We start from the raw sequence: 19312 nt of genomic DNA on the forward strand, positions 1-19312 counted from the left end.
CGCTCAGGCTAGGGCAAGCAGGCCGACACAGATCGCCATGATGAGCGCGACCGTCACGATGCGCGGCGAAACCACGGAATGCGCGGACTGCAGCCCGCTCTGGAGCGTAAAGAAACGGCCGCGCGAATGCGCGCACTGGTCCATGTGCGACGCCAGGTCAGCGGCGTCGGTGGAAACAAAATCGTTATGAATGGCCGACGGTGTGTCGGCCATGATCTCCAAAGTGGTCATGATTTTGCGCTCCGGGCTGGGGTGGGCAATGCGTGCGGAATGCGGCATTGCTCCGAGTTCAAGAAGCCGTTCACGATCCAAACGGGGCCATGAACAGCTTCTAGCACCATGCTAAGACCCGGCACCGCAAGGTGCCATCGGAAGACGCTGGAGTTTGTCTAGGACAAAGCCTACACAACGGGGGAGTATGCGCTTCTCGAATACCCCTATGGTTTGCTAACCCGGCGGCAAGTGTTTTTTCTGAGGCTGCTGGCCGGGACTCGCCCCGGCGGGCGAGGCACTTTTCTTTGCTTCGCCAAAGAAAAGTACCCAAAAGAAAGGCGACCCGCAGTCTGGGTCCCCTGCGCTACGCTACGGGCAACCTGCGGTGCTCGAGCCAAGCGGGGTCAAAAACAACTCGCCTTCGGCTCAAACACGTTTTTGCCCTGATCCGCTTGTCTCTGCGCTCCTCGGCCCAGCCAGGACGGGACAATCGGGAGCGGGGACAGAAGACAGAAAACCAAGAAGACAAATACAAACAAGGACACGCCATGGCGTGTCCTTGTGGTTTTCGGCATTCGGTTTTCGGCTGTTTGGTATTCCTGTCCCCACCCCTTGTGGATGCGCCGAGGAGCGCAGGGCCAGACGGATCAGGGATCGCGTTGTTTGAGCGAAGCGCAGCGTAGCGAGTTTAGCGAGACCCCGTCTGGACCGAGCACCGCAGGTTGCCCGTAGCGAAGCGGAGGGACGCAGACACCAGGGTCGCCTTTTCTTTTGCTTACTTTTCTTTTGGCGAAGCAAAAGAAAAGTGAGTTGCCGCCGGGCAACCCCCGGCCAGCAGAACTTAGCAAAGGGAGGGAGAGGGAGGAAAGCCCTACCCCGTATTCCGAAGCCCAGCCGCGATCCCGTTGATCGAAATATGTATACCCGTCTGCACGCGCTGGTCCGCCTGACCAGCACGATAACGCCGCACCAGTTCGACCTGCAAATGGTGCAGCGGGTCGATGTAGGGAAAGCGGTGGCGTATGGAGCGCTGCAGCGCGGCGTTGCCGGCCAGGCGTTGTTTTTCGCCGGTGATCAGGGCCAGCGCCTCGGCGGTGAGGTGCCATTCGGCTTCGATGGTGCTGAAGATTTTTTTGCGCAGGCGCGCGTCGCCCATGAGCTCGGAATAGCGCGAGGCCAGGGCCAGGTCGCTCTTGGCCAGCACCATGTCCATGTTGCTGAGCAGGGTGCGAAAGAAGGGCCACTGCTTGTACATTTTCTGCAGCAGGGCGAGGGCTTCCTTGCGCGCGGCGGGCGTGCCGCCCTGGGCCAGCATGTGCGAGATCGCCGAGCCGAAGCCGTACCAGCCGGGCAGCGTGAGGCGGCACTGGCCCCAGCTGAAGCCCCAGGGGATGGCGCGCAGGTCTTCGATTTTTTGCGAGGCCTTGCGCGAAGCCGGGCGAGAGCCGATGTTGAGTTCCGCGATTTCGCGTATCGGCGTGGCGCTGAAGAAGTATTCGGTAAAGCCCGGGGTGTCGTAGACCAGCGTGCGGTAGGCCGCCATGCTGGCCTGCGAGAGTTCGGCCGCGGCCTGCAAAAAGGCCTTGGTTGCGGGTTTGGTCGGCTGCAGTAGCGTGGCTTCCAGCGTGGCGGCGACCAGGGTTTCGAGGTTGCGCCGGCCGATCTCGGGATTGGCGTATTTGGAGCCTATGACCTCGCCCTGCTCGGTCAGGCGTATCTGCCCGCGCACCGTGCCGGGGGGCTGGGCCAGGATGGCCTGGTAGCTGGGGCCGCCGCCGCGGCCCACGGTGCCGCCGCGTCCGTGGAACATGCGCAATTGAATATTGTGCGAGTTGGCGAGCACATCGAACAGTTCGACCAGCGCGATCTCGGCGCGGTAAAGCTCCCAGTTGCTGGTGAAGATGCCGCCGTCCTTGTTGCTGTCGGAATAGCCGAGCATGATGTCCTGCTCGGCGCCGCTGCGCTTGACCAGCTGGGCAATGCCGGGCAGGGCGTAGAACTCGCGCATGATGGGCGCGGCATTGCGCAGGTCTTCGATGGTTTCGAAGAGCGGCACCACGATGAGGTCGTTGCTGGCATTGCTGTCCAGCGTGCCGTGCATCAGGCCGACCTCCTTTTGCAGCAGCAGCACCTCGAGCAAATCGCTGACGGTTTCGGTGTGGCTGATGATGTAGTGGCGTATCGCTTCCTTGCCGAAGCGCGCGCGCGCGATGCGGGCGGCCTCAAAAATCGCGAGTTCGCTTTGCGCATGGGCCGAGTAGTCCCTGCCGACCACGCGCAGCGGCCGCGCGTCGTTGAGCAGTCCCACCAGCAGCGCGCGCTTGGCGGCTTCGTCGAGCTTGGCGTAGTTCGCTTCTATGCGCGCGACGGCCAGCAGCTCGGCCACCACTTCCTCATGCTTGTCGGAGCTCTGGCGCAAATCGACGGTGGCCAGGTGGAAGCCGAAGACCTCAACTGCGCGTATCAGCGGGTGCAGGCGCTGGGCGACGATCGCTTCGCCGTGGTGGGCCTGGAGCGAGGTTTCTATGGTGCGCAAATCGGCCAGGAAATCCTCGGACTTCAGGTAGGCGTTCTGCGGCGCGACGGCGTGGCGCGCGGCATCGCCGCCGGTCAGCTCTTTCAGGGTGGCGGCCAGGCGGGCGTAGACGCCGGTCAGGGCGCGGCGGTAAGGCTCGTCCTTGCGGTGTTCGCTGGTGTCGGGCGAGCTTTCGGCGAGCGCGCGCATCTCGGGGCTGAAATCGACCAGCATGGCCGACTGCGAGAGCTCGCCGCCCAGGAAGTGAACCTCGGTCAGGTAGTGGCGCAGCGCCACCTCGGCCTGCCGGCCCAGCGCGTAGTTGAGGGTTTCGGCGCTGACATTGGGGTTGCCGTCGCGGTCGCCGCCTATCCACTGGCCCATGCGCAAAAAGCTGTGCACCGGCTGGTTGCCGAGTTCACGCTCGAGGTTGGCGTAGAGCTTGGGGATTTCGCGCAGAAAGGTGGCTTCGTAGTAACTGAGCGCGTTCTCGATCTCGTCGGCCACGGTGAGCTTGGAAAAGCGCAGCAGCCGGGTCTGCCACAGCTGCATGACGCGGGCGCGCAGCTGGGCCTCGTTGGCGGCCAGTTCGCGCGGCGTGAGGGCGTCCTTGGCGGCGTTGTGGGCCAGGGCCAGCGCCTTGATGTCGTCGCGCGCGGTCAGCAGCTGGGCGATGTCGCGTTCAGCGTCCAGGATGCTTTTGCGCTGCACCTCGGTGGGGTGGGCGGTGAGTACAGGGGAGACGAAGCTGTGCGCGAGGGTGTTGGAGATGGTACGGGTCGAGATGCCGGCCCAACGCAGTCGGGCCAGCGCCACGTCGATGCTGCCTTCCTGGGTGTCGCCCGCGCGCTCGTGCACGGCGCGGCGGCGAATGTGGTGGCGGTCTTCGGCCAGGTTGGCCAGGTGGCTGAAATAGGTGAAGGCGCGAATCACGCTGACCGTCTGGTCGCCCGACAGGCCCTTGAGCAGCTTTTTGAGGGCCTTGTCGGCCTCCTGGTCGGCGTCACGCCGGAAGGCGACGGAGAGCTTGCGCACCTGCTCGATCAACTCGTAGGCGGCCACGCCTTCCTGTTCGCGGATCACGTCGCCGAGGATGCGGCCCAGGAGGCGTATGTCCTCCACCAGGGGGCGTTCGTTGTCCCGCGAGCGGGTGGAGGCCTTGGGCGCGGCGGCTGCGGCGCCGTCCCTGGCGCCCTCGCTGGCGTGTTGTTGAACCCTCTTGGCGCGCGCGGAAGTGACCATCTCTACCCTCTAGTTCTTAAGCTTGTTCTCAAGCCCTGCATGCTAGCATTCACTTCCCCCCAAGTATTACAAGCAGGTTACGAGTGTCCGCAGTGTCTGAATCCAACCCCCCCGATACGAAGAAGGTGGTCATCGCCACACGCGAGAGCCGCCTGGCGATGTGGCAGGCCGAGCATGTGAAGGCCTTGCTCGAGTCGCGCCTGGGCTGGCGCGTCGAGCTGCTGGGCATGACCACGCAGGGCGACCAGATCCTGGACCGTTCGCTGAGCAAGGTCGGCGGCAAGGGCCTGTTCGTCAAGGAGCTCGAGGTGGCGCTCAGTGAAGGCCGGGCCGACATCGCCGTGCATTCGCTCAAGGACGTACCCATGGACCTGCCCGAGGGTTTCGCGCTGGCCTGCGTGCTGGAGCGCGAGGATCCGCGCGATGCTTTTGTGTCTAACCAATTCGCCGGCCTGGCCGATTTGCCGCAGGGCGCGGTGGTGGGTACCTCCAGCCTGCGCCGGCTGGTGCTGCTCAAGGCCTTGCGGCCCGACCTGGTGATACAGCCGCTGCGCGGCAACCTGGACACGCGCCTGCGCAAGCTCGACGAAGGCCAGTACCAGGCCATCGTGCTGGCGGCCGCGGGCCTGAAGCGCCTGGGGCTGGAATCGCGCATACGCGCCACCTTTGAACCGGCCCAGATGCTGCCCGCCGCGGGGCAGGGCGCATTGGGCATCGAGGTGCGCGCCGACCGCGCCGACCTGCTGGCCGCGCTGGCCACGCTGGCGCACCAGCCGACCTGGCTGGCCGTGACAGCCGAGCGAACGGTTTCGCGCGCCATGGGCGGCAGTTGCTCCATGCCGCTGGCGGCCTTTACGCAAGGCGCGGCGGCGGGCGGCAGCATGCAGCTGAGCGCGGCCTGGGGCGACCCGGCCACGGCCGAGGCCCCGTCCGGCAATGCTGCCCCCTTGGCGCCCCTTGTGCAGGTGAAGCAGAGCGCCCAGGTGCGCGATTTCGCCGAGGCCGAGGCGCTGGGCGAGGCCGTGGCGGCGCGACTGCGCGCCGGCGGCGCAGTCTGGGCCGGCAAGGGCCAGGCCTGATGCCTCCCATGCCGGCGCCTGCGGCCGGTGCGGCCCCCGTCATCGTGACGCGCCCCGCGGCGGACGCGCAGCACTGGGTGCGCGAGCTGCGGCAGGCCGGCTTCGCGGCCGAAGCGCTGCCTCTTATCGATATCGCAGCCGCGCTTGACACCGGCGCGCTGGCGCAGGCCTGGCAAACGCTGGACCGCTACGCGGCCTGCATGTTTGTCAGCGGCAATGCGGTGGCGTATTTTTTCAAATCCCCCCTGGCGGGAGGATTGCCGCCGTCCCTGCGCCTGATGGCGCCTGGGCCCGGCACCGTGGCGGCCTTGCTGGCCGCGGGCGTGCCTGGCGCGCAGGTCGATGCGCCGGGTGTGGACGCCGAACAATTTGATTCAGAGGCGCTGTGGGCCGTGGCAGGCCGGCGCGACTGGCGGGGCAAGCGCGTGCTGGTGGTGCGGGGTGAAAGTCCGGACGCCGCGGGCAGCGCGGTATCGTCGGGGCGCGACTGGATCGCCCGCCAGTGGGAGGCCGCCGGCGCGCAGGTGGATTTTGTCGGCGTGTACCAGCGCCGCGCGCCCCAGCTCAGCGAAGCGCAGCTGGCGCGCGCGCGCGCCGCCAGCGCGGACGGCTCGGTGTGGCTGTTCAGCAGTTCGGAAGCGCTGGCCAACCTCATTCGCGAGCCGGCGCTGGCCGGTGTCGACTGGCGCGGCGCCCGCGCGGTGGCGACGCATCCACGCATTGTGGATGCGGTGCGCGCCGCAGGCTGGGGTGTTGTTGTGGCGTCACGCCCCGCCCTGACGGACATCAGGGAGACATTGGCCTCGATAGAATCTCTTCATCCATGAGCGATCCCCACATAGCCCAGCCCACGCCTTCCACGCCCGACAAGGAGCCTGTGCTGGAGCGCGCTTTGGTGGTGGCCGAGCCGCACGTCACGGCGCCCGACAACTGGCTGGTGCCGCGCAAGTGGGCGCTGCTGGTGGCCGCGCTGGCGGCCGGCGGCCTGCTGGCCAGCGGCCTGCTGTGGCAAAAGCTCGGCACCATCCAGGAAGAGCTGGCCCGCCGCAGCCTGGACTCCGGCGCGCAGGCCATCGAAGCGCGCGCGCTGGCGCGCCAGGCCCAGGAGGCCACGCGCGAACTCTCGGCGCGGCTGGCCATCCAGGAAACCCGCATCAGCGAAGTCAGCCTGCAGCGCACGCAGCTTGAAGAACTGATGCAAAGCCTGTCGCGCTCGCGGGATGAGAACCTGGTGGTGGACGTCGAGTCCGCGCTGCGCCTTGCGCAGCAGCAGGCCCAGCTCACCGGGAGTGCCGAACCGCTGCTGGCTGCGCTCAGGTCGGCCGACCAGCGCCTGGCGCGCGCCGCGCAGCCGCGGCTGAACCCGCTGCAGCGCGCCATCGCCCGTGACATGGATCGCATCAAGGCCGCCACGCTGACCGACGTGCCGGTGCTGATGCTCAAGCTTGACGAACTGGCCCGCCTGGCCGACGACCTGCCGGTGGCCAATGCCATGGTGGCCAACAGTCCCTTGCGTGCTGCACCCACCCTGGCCGCGACCGCCCCGGCCGCACGCGCCAGCGCGCCGGTGGTCGACAAGCCTTCGGAAGGGATGTTCGACAAACTTTCGCTGAGCGCCTGGTCGCAGCGCACGCTGGACAACCTGCGCGAGGAAGCCCGCAAGCTGCTTCGCGTGAGCCGCATCGAGCAGCCCGAGGCGGCCCTGCTGTCGCCCGAGCAGTCCTTCTTCCTGCGCGAAAACCTGAAGCTGCGACTGCTCAATGCACGCCTGGCCCTGCTGTCGCGCCAGAGCGATTCGGTGCGTACCGACCTTGCCAGCGCCAGCGCCTGGCTGGGCAAATACTTCGACCCTTCCTCGCGCAAGACCCAGGCCGCGGCCCAGCTGCTGGCCCAGGTGCAGGGCCAGCTCAAGTCCAGCGAGCTGCCGCGCCTTGACGAAACCATGGCCGCGCTGGCCACGGCGGCCGCGGGCCGCTGATTCTTCGCAAAGGCAGGACACACGCATGCGCGCCGCCCTCTGGCTACTGGCCCTTTTTGGCGTGGCGGTTGCCGTGGCGCTGTTCGCGGGCAACAACCAGGCCGTGGTGACTGTTTTCTGGCCGCCGCACCGGGTCGATATTTCCTTCAACCTGGCGGTGATGCTGCTGGCCGCGCTGTTTTTTGTGCTCTACCTGGCGCTGCGCGCGGTGTCGGCGGTGTTCTCGCTGCCGGCCGAGGCGCGTCGCTGGCGCGCCCAGCAAAAAGAGCGCGCCATGTACGGCGCCCTCATGGACTCGCTGGCCCACCTGCTGGCCGGGCGCTATATACGCTCGACCAAATCGGCGCAGAACGCGCTGGCGCAGGAAAAAAGCCTGCGCCCGCTGGCCGACCACTACAGCCACGTGACCGGCCACAGTTCCAGCCGCGGCGCCCAGCTGCGCGCGCTGGCCCATCTGCTGGTGGCCGAGGCCGCGCAGTCGCTGCAGAACAAGGGCCTGCGCGACCAGCACCTGCGCCAGGCGCTGAAAAGCTCGGCGCCGCGCCATGCGCAGGAAGTGCGTGAGGGCGTGCAGTTCCGCGCGGCGCGGTGGGCGCTGGACGACCGCGATGCGGGCGCCGCGCTCGACTGGCTGGCCCAGCTGCCGCAGGGCGCCTCGCGCCGCACGCTGGCCCTGCGCATGAAGTTGCGTGCCTCGCGCCACGCGCGGCAGACTTCGCAGGCGCTGGAAACCGCGCGCCTGCTGGCCAAGCACCGCGCGTTTTCACAGGCGGCGGCGCAGAGCATCATCCGCGGCCTGGCGCTGGAGCTGCTTAACGACGCGCATGACCCGGTGCAACTGCAGCAGGCCTGGCTTTCACTCGACCAAAGCGAGCGCGCCATGCCCGAGTTGGTGGTGCATGCCGCGTCGCGACTGATGGCGTTGCACGGCGAGCCGGACCTCGCGCGCAACTGGCTGCTGACGGTCTGGGACGCGATGATGCAGCCGCGCTCGGACATAGGCGACAACCTGCGTATCAAGTTGATCGGCGTGCTGGAAGCCGGCCTGGATTCGCTGGACGCCGCCTGGCTGGCGCGCATTGAAACGGCGCAGCTGAGCCGGCCGCGCGACGCCAACCTGCAATACCTGGCGGGCATGGCCTGCCTGAACCGCCAGCTCTGGGGCAAGGCCCGCCAGCTGCTGTCGCAGGCTGCGCCGGCCCTGCAGGACGTGACGCTGCACCGCAATGCTTGGCGCGCGCTGGCCGTGCTGGCCGAGCAGCGCGAGGACGAAGCCGCCGCCGCGCAGGCTTACAAGCGCGCCGCGCAGATTTAAGCGTTCTGACTGGCTTGCGCGTTGAGCGCCTGCCCTGGCTTGTGCGCGGTCAATCCATTCCATTCCCACGCACCAGGCGGCCAGCCCGCAGATAAGCGGGCTCCATGCCGATCATTCAAAGAGCACACTCAAAGAGAAAAACCTAAAGAAAAGGCCCGCATTTGCGGGCCTTTTCAAGGGGGCGTTATGGCTTACTGGCCGGTTGGCTGCTCAAAAGGCAGCTTCATGGCGCCCAGGTCGCGCCGGGTCTCTACCAGCACCAGCGGGCCTTCGTCGGCGACCACCAGCGGTGGGCGCTCGCGCGGCACATGCACCGGCTTGACCTCGGCAGCGATGGCAGCTTTGGCTTCTGCGATCTTGGCCGCGTCGGAGTTCACCCATTGCAGGCCCGAGGACTGGGCTACCTGAGCCAGTTCATCGAGAGGCAGTGCGTAGGACTGGACCTTGGGCAGGCTGATGGGTGCGGTGGCCGATGCGGGCTGCGCTGCCGCCGCAGCTGCGGGCGCCGGTGCGGCAACGGCCACGGGGGCTGTGTAGGCGGGCGCGGGCGCTGGCGCTGGCGCCGCTTCAGGCACAAAAGGCGCTGCGGGCGTTACAGCGGCCGCAGGTGCCGCGGGTGCCGCAGGTGCCGCGTAGTCAGCGACGATTTCCGGCGCGCGCTCTTCGCGGACTTGCGGTTGCTGCTGAGGCTCCGCGAAGCCGGTCTGGCCGGCGTCGACACCTTCGGCGGGCTGCTGCTCGCCGCGTTCGCCGTTCTCACTGCGTTCGCGGCGGTCGCGGCCATAACGGTCGCGGCTGCGGCGTTCGCGCGGCTGGCGTTGCTCGTCGCCCTGGCCGTTCTGCACGGGAGCGACGGGATTGCCGGCTTCGTCGAGCACGGGTGCCGCTGTGGCCTCGGGGTTGAAGCCGGTGCCGGCATTCTGGCCTTCGGTGCCTTCCGGGCGGTCGCTGCCGCGGCGCTCGCCTCGGCGGCCGTTGCGGTCGCCACGGCGGCCTTCGCCGCGCTCGCCGCGTGCTTCGCGGTTGGCCTGGCGTTCGCCGTCCTGGGGTGCGCGCTCCTGGCGCGGCTCGGCGGCTTCACCACCCATGGCTGCTGCCATGGCGGCCTGGTTGGCCAACGCGAGGTCCTGCTCGACGGCGTCGCGCTGGATGCGTTCACCGCGCTCGCCACGTTCGCCGCCGCGCTCGCCGCGTTCACGGCGGTTGCGGCCGCCTTCGCGGCCTTCACGGTTGGGGGTCTCGCCGCGCGGCTGCTCGCCCGCGCCTTCGGGGCGGGCTTCACCGGCCGGCCGTTCCTGGCGGCCTTCGGCATTGCGTTCGCGGCGCTCGCCGCCGCGGCCTTCACCACGCTCACCACGGCCTTCGGGGCGTGCCTCGCGGCCTTCGCCACGACCTTCAGCGCTGCGGCCCTCGCCGCCACGGCCTTCGCTGCGGCCACGGCCGCCGCGCCGGCCATCACGGCCGCCGCGCTCACCGCCGCGATCGGAGCGCTCGCCGCCGCGGCCTTCACCGCCACGGCCTTCACGCCGGCCTTCGCCGCGTTCGTCTTTTTTCACTTCCTTGGCCGCAGGCGCCGGGGCCGGCGCTTCGGCGCCGCCGAACAGGCTCTTGATCCAGCCGAAGAAACCTTTTTCAGCGGGTGCCGCCACCGCAGGTGCGGGGCGGGCAGCCGGCTTGGGCGCCGCCGCATGCGCAACGGGTTCCGGCTTGGGCGGTGCCACTGGGGCGGGCGCATCGGGCAGCACGCCCTTGATGACCGGCTCTTGTTTGTTGTGCTTTTCCTGGCTGCGACGCGTGACGGTGGTCGGGTCCTCGATTTCGTCGGCCATCTTGTAGCTGGCGGCGATGTTGTCCAGGCGCGGGTCGTCGTGTTTCAGGCGTTCCAGGCGGTAGTTGGGGGTTTCCAGCGTCTTGTTGGGCACCAGCAGCACGTTGATGCGCTGCTTGACTTCGATCTTGGCGATCTCGGAGCGCTTTTCGTTCAGCAGGAAGGAGGCCACGTCGACCGGTACCTGGCACAGCACCGAGGCCGTGCTGTCCTTGAGGGACTCTTCCTGGATGATGCGCAGGATCTGCAGCGCCGAGCTTTCGGTGTCGCGGATATGGCCGGAGCCGCCGCAGCGCGGGCAGGGAATCGACGCGCCTTCGGACAGCGCCGGGCGCAGGCGCTGGCGGCTCATTTCCATGAGGCCGAACTTGCTGATGGTGCCGAACTGCACGCGGGCACGGTCCTGGCGCAGCGCGTCGCGCAGGCGGTTTTCCACGTCGCGGCGGTTGCGCGACTCTTCCATGTCGATGAAGTCGATGACGATCAGGCCGCCCAGGTCGCGCAAACGCATCTGGCGCGCGACTTCGTCGGCGGCTTCCAGGTTGGTGCGGGTGGCGGTTTCCTCGATGTCGCCGCCCTTGATGGCGCGGGCCGAGTTGACGTCGACCGAGACCAGGGCCTCGGTGTGGTCGATCACGATGGCGCCGCCGGAAGGCAGCTGTACGGTGCGGGCATAGGCCGACTCGATCTGGTGTTCGATCTGGAAGCGGCTGAACAGCGGCGCGTCGTCGCGGTAGCGCTTGACGCGGTGCTCGTGCTCGGGCATCACGTGGGCCATGAACTGCTTGGCCTGCTCGTAGACGTCGTCGGTGTCGAACAGGATGTCGCCGATGTCGCTGTTGAAGTAGTCGCGGATGGCGCGGATCACCAGGCTGGATTCCTGGTAAATCAGGAAAGCGCCCTTGCCGCCCTTGCCGGCGCCGTCGATGGCGGTCCAGAGCTTGAGCAGGTAGTTCAGGTCCCACTGCAGCTCGGGAGCGCTGCGGCCTATGCCGGCGGTGCGCGCGATGATGCTCATGCCGCCCGGGTACTCGAGCTGGTCCATCGCTTCTTTAAGCTCGGCCCGGTCGTCGCCCTCGATGCGCCGGCTCACGCCGCCGCCGCGCGGGTTGTTGGGCATCAGGACCACATAGCGGCCGGCCAGGGAGACGAAGGTGGTGAGGGCCGCGCCCTTGTTGCCGCGTTCTTCCTTTTCGACCTGGACCAGCAGTTCCTGGCCTTCCTTGATGACGTCGTTGATGCGCGCCTGGCTGACAGGCACGCCCTGGGCGAAGTACTGCTTGGAGATTTCCTTGAACGGCAGGAAGCCGTGGCGGTCTTCACCGTAGTCGACGAAGCAGGCTTCCAGCGAGGGCTCGACGCGCGTGACGACGGCCTTGTAGATGTTGCCCTTGCGCTGTTCGCGCCCTTCGATTTCAATTTCGTAGTCGAGGAGTTTTTGTCCGTCGACGATCGCCAGGCGGCGTTCTTCAGCCTGAGTGGCGTTTACCAGCATCCGTTTCATGGGTAGCCTTCCTTATCGTTCTTCGTTTTGATGTCATGTCTCGAACATCAATCACATGCCCAAAATGGGCCAACGACGCCGGAGGGACGCAGTGCGAACGTGGAGGAATTGCCGGAGAGCTTTTGACGGCGCGCGGCCGACCGAAATGAATCGGTCAGCGACGTGGTCTGGGCGTAGGCGCGTGGATGGAGCGAGCAGGGGTCAAACGGGTGGGTGCCGCGCAAAGCGCGGCTGCTGGCGCCCACTGCACAAAGGCTGGCGGCTGATTCATGCCGAATGCGGGGCCCACGAATGTCGTGAGGCGCCGCAGGCATATATAAATCAGACTGACCAGTGTTGTCATCAGAGGGCTACCCGTTAAAGGACTTGATCTCGGCTGGATCCGTGAGCAGCCTGTTGTTCATGACTTGGGCTGCGCACATGGTATTCCGTAGTTGTGTTCGCAAAACGTCGACTCGTCTACCGTGCAAGATGCTCGCCGCGAGGTGCCTGGCACTCGTCGCTTGCGGGCAATTGCCGGCGTGGGCATCGACCTTCCAGCGAGGCTGCTTGTTCGCCTTTTCAGGGCCGGGGACGTGTGTGGACTAAACTCCAGACAAATCAACCACTTACAGCGCATCGCTAGTGAAACACATTATAGGGTCAGCCAGGGGCTTGGCAAGGAAACCCGGGAAAACACCGGGTCGCCCGCCCGTGGCCGCCGCCAGGCCCAAACCTGTAGCCGCCTCAACTCCGCCCATTGCCCAGGCGCCGGCCCCGGCGGCGCCCCAGGCCACGCTGGTGACTGTTGACGAGGACTACGCCGGCCAGCGGCTGGACAACTTTTTGATCCGCCAGCTCAAGGGCGTGCCCAAAACCCATGTTTACCGCATCATCCGCAGCGGCGAGGTCAGGGTGAACAAGGGCAGGGCGCAGGCCGACACGCGCGTGGAGGCCGGCGACGTGGTGCGCCTGCCACCGGTGCGCACCTCCGAGCGCGCCGGCCAGAAGGCCGAGGCCATGGCCCAGGAAATCGCCCGCCACGGCGCGAGTTCCACCACGGGAGGCTATGCGCCGTCGCGCGAATTCCCCATCCTGTTTGAAGACGATTTTGTGCTGGCCATCGACAAACCGGCCGGCGTGGCCGTACACGGCGGCAGCGGCGTGAGCTTTGGCGTGATCGAGCAGTTGCGCATGGCGCGGCCGGACGCCGACTTCCTGGAACTGGTGCACCGGCTGGACCGCGAAACCAGCGGCATCCTGCTGATCGCCAAGCGGCGCATGGCGCTCAAGCTGCTGCAGGAGCAGTTCCGCGAGCGTGAAACCGACAAGGTCTACCTGGCGCTGGTCGGCGGCGACTGGCCGGCCAGACACCGCGTGATCGATAAGGCACTGCACAAGTATTTGCTGCCCGACGGCGAGCGGCGCGTCAAAGTGGTGGACAACGACCATCCCGACGGCATGCGTTCTGTGACGCTGGTGAAAGTCAGGGCGGCCGTTCCCGCCAGCTCGCTGGCGCCGGCGACGCCTTTTACCTTGCTGGAAGTCACCATCAAGACGGGCCGCACGCACCAGATCCGCGTGCACCTGGCCAATGAAGGCCACCCGATTGCGGGCGACGACAAATACGGCGATTTCGAGCTGAACCGGGCGCTGCAGAAAACCGCGGGCGGCGCGGTGCCGCTCAAGCGCATGTTTTTGCATGCCTGGAGCCTGAAATTCAATCACCCCAAGCTGCGCAAGGTCGTGCACCTGCAGGCGCCCCTGCCGCCCGAGCTGCAGCAGTTTTTGCCGGCGGCGACTGAGAACGTGGTTTAAGGCCCATGCCGCGACAAGGTGCGGCGGCCACGGCGACAATAGGGCGATATGCAAACCCGAAATTTCGACCTGATCGCCTTTGACTGGGACGGCACGCTGTTTGATTCGACCGGCATCATCGTGCGCTGCATCCAGGCCGCGGTGCACGACGTGGGCGGCACGGTGCCGACTGACAAGGAAGCCGGTTACGTGATCGGCCTGGGCCTCATGCAGGCGCTGGCCCACGCCGCGCCCGACGTGCCGCCTGAAAAATACCCGCTGCTCGGCGAGCGCTACCGCCACCACTACGCTGCGCACTACGACGACCTGAGCCTGTTTGACGGCGTGCTGCCCCTGCTCGACGCCCTGAAGGCGCGCGGCCACCTGCTCGCGGTGGCCACCGGCAAGTCGCGCCGCGGCCTCGACGAGGTGCTGCGCACCGTGGAGCTCAAGGGCATGTTCGACGGCTCGCGCACCGCCGACGAGACGGCCGGCAAACCCGACCCACGCATGCTGCACGAGTTGATGGCCGAGTTCGACGTCGCGCCCGAGCGTGTGCTGATGGTGGGCGACACCACGCATGACCTGCAAATGGCACTTAATGCCGGCTGCCCCAGCGTGGGCGTGAGCTACGGCGCGCACGAACCCGACAGCTTCGCCGTGCTGGCACCGCGCCACGTCGCGCATTCGGTGCCGGAGCTGCAGGACTGGCTGCTGGCCCATGGCTGAAGTCCGGCGTTAAGAGGCATCGAAGTCCATGGACGAACGGCAAGCCCTGTGCAACAGTCGCGACCTGCTCGAAGGCGGGCTGGCGGTGCCGTTTGACGTGGTCTATGCCGGCCAGACCTGCCGTGCTTTCGCCGTGCGTTTCGAGGGCGTGGTCCATGCCTATCTCAATCGCTGCAGCCATGTCGCGATGGAACTCGACTGGCAGCCCAACCGGGTGTTTGACGACCAGGGCCAATGGCTGCTGTGCGCCAGCCATGGCGCCGCCTACCGCCCCGACACCGGCCAGTGCGCGGGCGGGCCCTGCCAGGGCGGCCTGATCAAAATCGCACTTTCCGAATCGGAGGGGGTTGTTTATTGGCATTCTGCTTACAACCTTAAACCGTTACAGTTCTAATACCTCTCTAAACTAGTGACCATGAACGATCCCCAACGCCCCGAGCCCTCCACAGATCCCGATTTGCTGCGCGAATCGGACTTCCGGCCTAATCAGCCGGAATCCCTTCCGCCCTATAACAACCCGGTGAACCAGGCGAAAAAATCCGCGGCAGACCCGACCGGAGCCCCGGGCTGGGAGCGTGCAACGCTGGAGAAGCTGGCCTTCGCCGCGCTCAACGAGCAAAAGGCCACGCGGCGCTGGAAGACTTTTGTGCGCCTGGCCTGGCTGGCGTTTTTTGTCGCCCTGGTCTGGATGGCGCTGCACCGCGGCACGCCGGCCAGCGACGCGACCGTGCCGCATACCGCCGTGGTGGAAATCAAGGGTGAGATCGCTGCGGGCGCCGATGCCAGCGCCGAGTTCGTCAATGCGGCCCTGCGCGCGGCCTTTGAGGACGATGGCGCCAAGGCCATCGTGCTGCTGATCAATTCCCCCGGCGGCAGCCCCGTGCAGGCCGGCATGATGAACGACGAGATCCTGCGCCTGAAGGCCAAGCACAAGAAGCCGGTCTACGCCGTGGTTGAGGAAACCTGCGCCTCCGCCGCCTATTACATCGCCGTCTCGGCCGACAAGATTTATGTCGACAAGGCCAGCATCGTGGGCAGCATAGGTGTGCTGATGGACGGCTTCGGCTTTACCGGCCTGATGGACAAGCTGGGCGTGGAGCGCCGCCTGCTGACTGCCGGCGAGAACAAGGGCTTTCTGGACCCCTTCAGCCCGCAAAACGAAAAGCAGCGCGTCTTCGCGCAGGCCATGCTGGACCAGATCCACCAGCAGTTCATCGCGGTGGTGAAAGCCGGTCGCGGCAAGCGCCTGAAGGAAACGCCCGAGATGTTCAGCGGCCTGTTCTGGAGCGGCCAGCAGGCCGTGGAACTGGGGCTGGCCGACCAGCTCGGCAACCTCGATTACGTTGCGCGCGAAGTGGTCAAGACCGACGAAATCATCGACTACACGCGCCGCGACAACGTGGCCGAACGCCTGGCCAAGAAGTTCGGCGCGGCCATGGGCGAAGGTGCGATGAAGGCTTTCAAGGCGATTCCCGCGCTGCGTTGATCGCCAGGCGTTTGCCTCGTTAAAAAGCCCGCGTCATGCGGGCTTTTTTGTGGCCGTTGCGGCGGCCGTTTTTAGCGGCCTATTGCAAATACGGTCGGCAAGTCCAGCGGCGCCTGGGGCTTGTCGCGCTTCCAGCTGCTCACCTGTGCACTGTGCGACCAGGCCGCACCCAGGGTCAGGCCGCAGCTCAGCGCCAGCCGGGTGTTGCCCTGCAGTGTTTGCAGCAGCGACTGGAGCAGGGCCGCGTTGCGGTAAGGAGTTTCGATAAAGAGCTGGGTCTGGCCGGATTTCAGCGCCAGCGATTCCAGTTCGCGCAGGCGCTGCGCGCGCTCGGCCGGCGTTTGCGGCACATAGCCGGCAAAGGCGAAGCTTTGGCCGTTGAGGCCGCTGGCGGCCAGCGCCAGCATCAGCGACATCGGGCCCGTGAGCGGCACGACTTGCAGCCCCAGGTCGTGCGCTGCGCGCACCACGGAGGAGCCCGGGTCGGCAATCGCCGGCATGCCGGCTTCGCTGACTAGGCCCATGTCGCGGCCTTCCAGGGCGGCCGCCAGCAGGGGACGCGCGTCGAAGTTGCCGCCGTGATCGCCTTTTTTATGGACCTCGCGCGGCAGTTCCTGGATCTGCAGCGACTGCAGCGGCGCGGCCAGCGGCTGCAGTGCGTCTATGCGCTTGAGGTAGGCACGCGTGCTTTTGGCGTTCTCGCAAATCCAGCAGGACAGCCGCGATGCGAGCTGCAGGGTTTGCAGCGGCATGACGTCCTGCAGCGGCGCCTGCGTGTCGCAACCGAAATCCAGCGGTGCCGGCACCAGGTAGAGCTTGCCCTTCACGGCGGCGCTCATAGCCGGCCTCCGGACAACAGCTGGACGCCTGCGGCCTGGATCAGCCGGCAGGTGCGTATCAGCGGCAGGCCGATCAGGGCCGTCGGGTCATCGTTGTCTATGGATTCCAGCAGCGCGATGCCCAGGCCTTCGCTTTTGGCACTGCCCGCGCAGTCGTAAGGCTGCTCGATGCGCAGGTAGTGTTCGATTTCATCGTCGCTCAGCGCTCGGAATTTCACCTTCACCGGCGCCAGGCTTTGCGCTTCGTAGCCGGTTTCCAGGCACACCACGGCCACGGCGGTCTGGAAAATCACGGTGCGTCCGCGCATGCGGCGCAGCTGTGCAACGGCTTTTTCATGGGTGCCGGGCTTACCCAGCGGCTCGCCGTCCAGGTCGGCTACCTGATCGGAGCCTATGACGACCGCGCCCGGAAAGGCTGCTGCCACCGCGCGGGCCTTGGCCAGGGCCAGGCGCTCGGCCAGGGCCTGCGGGGCCTCGCCGGGCTGCGGGGTTTCGTCCACCTCGGGCGCGGCCACCTCAAACGGAATGTGCAGCCGCTCCAGCAATTCGCGGCGGTAGCGTGAGGTCGAACCCAATACGAGAGGGCGGCTTATGGTGGGAGGGGAAACAAGGGTCATGGCCCCGATTCTCTTACACTGCATCCATGTCCAGACCCCTTCAGCCCAGCCGGCTCAACATGAAAGCGTTTGCCCAGGAGGGTGTGGCGCTCGCTGAAACCACTCCGCTACAAAATCTGGAGCGCCTTGCCGAGGAAACACAAGGGCTGCAGGCCGATTCGACTGTTCAATGGGAGGCGCGCGGCGAGTTGCGCCCGCGCACCGGCGCCGATGATGAGGTGTGGCTGCACTTGCAGGCCCAGGCAAGCGTTCCGCTGACCTGCCAGCGCTGCATGGGCGTGGTCCAGACGCCGGTGGAGGTGGACCAGTGGTACCGCTTTGTGGCCAGCGAAGACATCGCGATGGCCGAGGACGACCAGTCCGAAGAGGACCTGCTGGTGATGGAGCCCCAGTTCAACCTGCTCGCCGTTCTGGAAGACGAGCTGCTGATGGCCTTGCCCCTGGTGCCCATGCATGAGGAGTGCCCGGTCACCCCCAAGCTTCAGGCCGGTGATGTGGAGGAGCCGGGTGAGACGGGTAAGCCTGCCGGAAAACCCAATCCCTTTGCCGTGCTGGCGCAGCTGAAGAATAAAAAGTAGTAATTTTTAATTACTAAATTCATGCGAAAAACCACTGGATTCATGGACATTTCGTCCGTCTGAGGCCGGGGTGATGAAAATACCACTGCATCAAGCTATAATCAAAGGCTTCGCGTACCAATGCGGTGGATACGGTGTCATGGCGCTCAGGCTGTCATGGGCCGATATTCAGGTCCAGCTGTCTGAACTCGGAATTTGGTGCGTAATTTACCAACCTAACACCCCATCAGGAGCGGATCATGGCCGTCCAGCAAAACAAAAAGTCACCTTCGAAGCGCGGTATGCACCGTTCGCACAACGCACTCACCGTGCCAGGCATTGCCGTGGAGTCCACCACCGGCGAAACCCACCTGCGCCACCACATCAGCCCCACCGGTTTCTACCGTGGCCGCAAGGTGCTGAAAACCAAATCCGAAGCGTAATTCCACGCTTTGAGCATGGGCCCGCACTCATCCTGCGGGCCTTTCTTTTGCCTGAATCCCACCTCTTGACTGCACCGGTCGCCTCATGATCAGGATTGCTGTCGATGCCATGGGCGGCGATATCGGTCCCGCCGTGACCTTGCCCGCCAGCATGGCTTTTCTGGACGGCCATCCCGACGCTGCCGTGGTGCTCGTGGGCCAGCCCGAGGTGCTGGCCGCGCATCCCTTGCATGCGTGGCTCCAGGCCCATCCGCGCTGCCAGATTGTTCCTGCCAGCGAGATCGTCACCATGGACGATCCCATCGAAATTGCGTTGCGGCGCAAGAAAAATTCCTCGATGCGGGTCGCGATGAACCAGGTCAAGGATGGCGTGGCCCAGGCGGCCGTGTCGGCCGGCAATACCGGCGCGCTGATGGCGATTGCCCGCTACGTGCTCAAGACCCTGGAAGGCATAGACCGTCCGGCCATCGCCACCCAGTTGCCCAATGCCCTGGGCGGTGCCACCACCGTGCTGGACCTGGGCGCCAATGTCGATTGCACCGAAGACCACCTGCTGCAGTTCGCTGTGATGGGCTCCGCCCTGGTGGCGGCTATCACCACCAACGCCACGCCCAGCGTCGGCCTGCTCAATATCGGAGAAGAGGCGATAAAAGGCAGTGAAATGATTAAAAAAGCCGGTGAACTGTTGCGATCTGCTTCCAATTCCGGTGATTTGAATTTCTACGGAAATGTCGAGGGCAATGATATTTTCAAGGGAACGACGGACATCGTGGTCTGTGACGGTTTTGTGGGCAATGTGGCGCTCAAGGCTAGCGAGGGCCTTGCCAGCATGATTGGCGGTTTCATCAAAACCGAGTTTTCTCGCAATATCTTCACGAAAATTTCCGCCATCATTGCTTATCCGGTTCTAACTGCATTTAAAAACCGGGTTGACCACAGGCGTTACAACGGTGCGGCCTTGCTGGGCCTGCAAGGCCTGGTCTTCAAGAGCCACGGCTCGGCGGACGCCTTCGCTTTTGAGAGGGCGCTGAATCGGGCTTATGATGCGGCTCGGAACAATTTGCTTGAGAGAGTTCGCGAACGCATCGCCCATGCGGCCCCCTTGCTGGTTGCGGCGCAGGCGGCATCCCCCGTCGATGCGCCCGCCGAAGCCCTCCTCAATGCCAGTTGACTCAGCAGTTTCAACACCGG

Annotated in this window: 16 protein-coding genes; 11 read left to right on the top strand and 5 right to left on the bottom strand. The window is 65.9% G+C overall.

All coding sequences use genetic code 11. The features are described 5' to 3' along the window. Positions 1 to 3: 3 nt before the first annotated feature. A complete protein-coding gene (locus ACEN8I_RS02090) occupies positions 4 to 279 on the bottom strand; it encodes a hypothetical protein (protein ID WP_413325784.1) in 276 nt (91 codons plus the stop codon). Positions 280 to 1084: 805 nt separating this feature from the next. After that, the gene (gene ppc, locus ACEN8I_RS02095) at positions 1085 to 3970 is read right to left on the bottom strand and encodes a phosphoenolpyruvate carboxylase (RefSeq protein WP_413325786.1); all 2886 of its coding nucleotides are present in this window, start codon (positions 3968 to 3970) and stop codon (positions 1085 to 1087) included. Positions 3971 to 4053: 83 nt separating this feature from the next. Between ppc and hemC the strand changes: the two genes are divergently transcribed. The 4 genes from hemC to ACEN8I_RS02115 are packed head-to-tail and all read left to right on the top strand — an operon-like array spanning position 4054 to position 8342. Then, a complete protein-coding gene (gene hemC, locus ACEN8I_RS02100; protein WP_413325788.1) occupies positions 4054 to 5049 on the top strand; it encodes a hydroxymethylbilane synthase in 996 nt (331 codons plus the stop codon). Next, positions 5049 to 5876, top strand: coding sequence for a uroporphyrinogen-III synthase (locus ACEN8I_RS02105; protein WP_413325790.1), 828 nt, complete (start codon positions 5049 to 5051; stop codon positions 5874 to 5876). The genes hemC and ACEN8I_RS02105 overlap by 1 nt, the downstream gene beginning before the upstream one ends. Next, positions 5873 to 7027, top strand: a complete 1155-nt coding sequence (locus ACEN8I_RS02110) for a uroporphyrinogen-III C-methyltransferase (protein ID WP_413325792.1) — start codon at positions 5873 to 5875, stop codon at positions 7025 to 7027. The genes ACEN8I_RS02105 and ACEN8I_RS02110 overlap by 4 nt, the downstream gene beginning before the upstream one ends. A gap of 25 nt (positions 7028 to 7052) precedes the next feature. Further along, a complete protein-coding gene (locus ACEN8I_RS02115) occupies positions 7053 to 8342 on the top strand; it encodes a heme biosynthesis HemY N-terminal domain-containing protein (RefSeq protein WP_413325794.1) in 1290 nt (429 codons plus the stop codon). 191 nt (positions 8343 to 8533) lie between these two features. Here ACEN8I_RS02115 and ACEN8I_RS02120 read toward each other — a convergent pair whose 3' ends face one another. Beyond that, positions 8534 to 11674, bottom strand: coding sequence for an Rne/Rng family ribonuclease (locus ACEN8I_RS02120; protein WP_413325796.1), 3141 nt, complete (start codon positions 11672 to 11674; stop codon positions 8534 to 8536). A 693-nt stretch (positions 11675 to 12367) separates the two neighbouring features. Between ACEN8I_RS02120 and ACEN8I_RS02125 the strand changes: the two genes are divergently transcribed. From ACEN8I_RS02125 to ACEN8I_RS02140, 4 genes are read left to right on the top strand one after another with little or no spacing between them, the layout of a single operon-like run. Then, positions 12368 to 13471 carry an RluA family pseudouridine synthase gene (locus tag ACEN8I_RS02125; protein WP_413325798.1) on the top strand — a complete coding sequence of 368 codons (1104 nt, stop codon included), beginning with the start codon at positions 12368 to 12370 and terminating at the stop codon, positions 13469 to 13471. 48 nt (positions 13472 to 13519) lie between these two features. Next, entirely contained in the window at positions 13520 to 14179 is a 660-nt protein-coding gene (locus ACEN8I_RS02130) for an HAD family hydrolase (protein ID WP_413325800.1), read from the top strand. A 28-nt stretch (positions 14180 to 14207) separates the two neighbouring features. Beyond that, positions 14208 to 14573 (top strand): Rieske (2Fe-2S) protein, encoded by a 366-nt coding sequence (locus ACEN8I_RS02135; RefSeq protein WP_007873873.1) that lies wholly within the window; start codon positions 14208 to 14210, stop codon positions 14571 to 14573. 21 nt (positions 14574 to 14594) lie between these two features. Then, positions 14595 to 15665 carry a S49 family peptidase gene (locus ACEN8I_RS02140; protein ID WP_413325802.1) on the top strand — a complete coding sequence of 357 codons (1071 nt, stop codon included), beginning with the start codon at positions 14595 to 14597 and terminating at the stop codon, positions 15663 to 15665. 71 nt (positions 15666 to 15736) lie between these two features. On the opposite strand, the gene ACEN8I_RS02145 is transcribed toward ACEN8I_RS02140, so the two are convergent. Both ACEN8I_RS02145 and ACEN8I_RS02150 read right to left on the bottom strand, forming a co-directional pair. Continuing rightward, positions 15737 to 16504 carry an SAM-dependent methyltransferase gene (locus tag ACEN8I_RS02145; RefSeq protein ID WP_413325804.1) on the bottom strand — a complete coding sequence of 256 codons (768 nt, stop codon included), beginning with the start codon at positions 16502 to 16504 and terminating at the stop codon, positions 15737 to 15739. Further along, entirely contained in the window at positions 16501 to 17121 is a 621-nt protein-coding gene (locus tag ACEN8I_RS02150) for a Maf family nucleotide pyrophosphatase (protein ID WP_413325806.1), read from the bottom strand. The genes ACEN8I_RS02145 and ACEN8I_RS02150 overlap by 4 nt, the downstream gene beginning before the upstream one ends. A 26-nt stretch (positions 17122 to 17147) precedes the next feature. On the opposite strand from ACEN8I_RS02150, the gene ACEN8I_RS02155 reads away from it, so the two are divergent. From ACEN8I_RS02155 to plsX, 3 genes are all read left to right on the top strand, one after another. Beyond that, positions 17148 to 17699, top strand: a complete 552-nt coding sequence (locus ACEN8I_RS02155) for a YceD family protein (protein ID WP_413325808.1) — start codon at positions 17148 to 17150, stop codon at positions 17697 to 17699. A gap of 239 nt (positions 17700 to 17938) precedes the next feature. Further along, positions 17939 to 18121, top strand: a complete 183-nt coding sequence (rpmF, locus tag ACEN8I_RS02160) for a 50S ribosomal protein L32 (protein WP_007873878.1) — start codon at positions 17939 to 17941, stop codon at positions 18119 to 18121. Positions 18122 to 18206: 85 nt separating this feature from the next. Next, positions 18207 to 19292: a phosphate acyltransferase PlsX gene (plsX, locus tag ACEN8I_RS02165; RefSeq protein ID WP_413325810.1), complete on the top strand. Its 1086-nt coding sequence runs from the start codon at positions 18207 to 18209 to the stop codon at positions 19290 to 19292. The last annotated feature ends 20 nt before the right edge of the window (positions 19293 to 19312 follow it).

The organism is Polaromonas sp. CT11-55, from assembly GCF_047303325.1.
GTDB lineage: Bacteria > Pseudomonadota > Gammaproteobacteria > Burkholderiales > Burkholderiaceae_C > Polaromonas.